2 protein-coding genes are annotated in these 2,059 nt (G+C 26.6%); one reads left to right on the top strand and one right to left on the bottom strand.

Features of this window, described 5'->3' with window-relative positions; translation table 11 throughout:
- Window positions 1-823: 823 nt before the first annotated feature.
- On the bottom strand, window positions 824-1,066 hold the full coding sequence (locus tag CD172_RS12190; RefSeq protein WP_103346494.1) for a hypothetical protein: 243 nt from the start codon (window positions 1,064-1,066) through the stop codon (window positions 824-826).
- Between the two features lie 472 nt (window positions 1,067-1,538).
- Here CD172_RS12190 and CD172_RS12185 point away from each other — a divergent pair, with 472 nt between their 5' ends.
- Entirely contained in the window at window positions 1,539-1,982 is a 444-nt protein-coding gene (locus CD172_RS12185; protein WP_103346493.1) for a GNAT family N-acetyltransferase, read from the top strand.
- Window positions 1,983-2,059: the final 77 nt, after the last annotated feature.

Here is a 2,059-nt window from a genome sequence, read left to right as displayed (position 1 = left end):
CAAAGTAAATAATTATATGTATGCTGTTAAAAACTCCAGTATATTTAACTGCTATAGTTTCTTTAGGGGGAATTTAAACTAGAGTAATGTTTTAATAGTTTTTCATAAGTTTTCTTATTCATTGATTCACTTCTTGCATATAGAATATCATAACGCGTTATAAAATAATAAATTAAAAATAAAATTATTATATAAGCTCTAAATATGTAAAATTAATATAGACTTATATAAACTATTTTAATGTTCACTTACAAATATCCTTGTAATAATTAAAAAATTTCTATAACAATAAGTGACTCATTCAATTAACTTAAGTTTATTGTTGATACTATCGATTGGGCGGTTGGTTGGAGGAGTATATTAGAGCGTGTTTGATTTATGAGGTAATGTATCATTTGTACAAGTTTTTACTGATTCACCTAGGTTTCTTTAATAACGATGAACATTTGAAGATGTGATTAATATACTTTTAGCTATATCCTTTTCTGAAACAACATTAGTAAGCTTCTTAACCACCATAAGTTTAATATCATTAGAAATTGTACAATGAGTTTTGATATACAGTGTTTTAGCTGTAAAAGTTTTTCTGCATTCCTTACAGTAGTATCCTCGTCTTAATTAAATAAAATGTGTCGGTCTTTCAAGAATAAGCCCCATACAAACCCATGTACTACGATAACTTTGTAGTGCTCATTTTTGATACCACAGCACTCGAATTAGGGGGGAGTTAGTTTAAGATATGATAGTTTTAGCATTTATACTAAAATTACTTCAATCTTTGAAATAGTATTTATCCAAGATTAGTCTATTTACAAAAGCTTTGCTATATTAAAAACCATCTTTTAAATGATTTTCTGAAATTTTCCCAGTTTTTTATATCTAGATAATATTTATTGTCAATTTCTCTTATAACGCCTTGTTTTACTAAATTATTAAAAGTATGGGTATGCCGTATATTTAAGCTATTTAAATCTTTAGCAGTTTTTGAAGAAATTGCATGATGTTCTTTCAAAGTTTTAACAACTTTATTCTGTTTTAAAGTTATACTTTCAGCTCCAAACGCCATAGCTTTCACCTCTTAACATTTATTATAACATAAATTTTTTGACAATTGTGACATTTGAAGCTGAAACACTTTGATATATATGTAAATAGATGGGATAATGTTTAATAAGTTTGAAATTGTTGAAGAAATGATTTTGGTAATAAAAACAATTATCTTCATTTAGAGTTAAAAAGGATATTTTAGGTGTAACGGGTTATATCTCTTAAAATAATAAATCCCTTTCTTATAAAAGCATATAACTGCAAGTGTTATTGCATTTTATTCACCATGTTTTCAAACAGATAATGAACATAGCCGCACATTATTTGCCAGTCAGCAAGAAAGTTTTGATATTTAGCTTAGTGACGTGCAGTTTGCATTAATATCCATTTGATAAAGCTAAATAGAATAATTTGACAAGAAAAATCTTTCATAAATCAAAGTAGTCATTAAGTGGCTATGAATAAAATTTGGAAGTAAGGAGTGGGATGTAATGATAAAGAAATTAGACAGTTTAGATTTTGAGTCCATAGAAAAGATATCAAATATATGGCTTAATTCTAATTTAGATACACATGACTTTATAAAGCGTGATTATTGGATTGATAACGTAGATAAAGTTAAAAATATGCTTCCAGATTCAACAATTTATGTGTATTATGTTGATAATCAAATTGTTGGATTTGCTGGCTTATATGAGCAATGTATTGCAGGTATTTTTATTAAAGATAATTATCGTAATAAAGGAATAGAAAGTTTATTATTGAAAAGGTTAAAAGGTGATTATAAAGGGCTTAATTTATATGTATATGAGAAAAATGAAGGAGCCATTCGTTTTTATACAAAACATCAATTTGAAATAAGATCAAAGGAATTTGAAGTAGAAACCCAAGAATATGAATATCTTATGGGATGGGATAGTAATCAATATTATTAAAGCAATAATAGATAATTTTACGTGTGAAGGTAATAGACAATATACTCTATATAAGTACACAGCTCGAGGTATTATTC

The sequence above is a fragment of the Staphylococcus agnetis genome, from assembly GCF_002901865.1.
GTDB lineage: Bacteria > Bacillota > Bacilli > Staphylococcales > Staphylococcaceae > Staphylococcus > Staphylococcus agnetis.
Note: the sequence above shows the minus strand (reverse complement) of the source record. Positions and strands in the feature narration are given on the sequence as shown.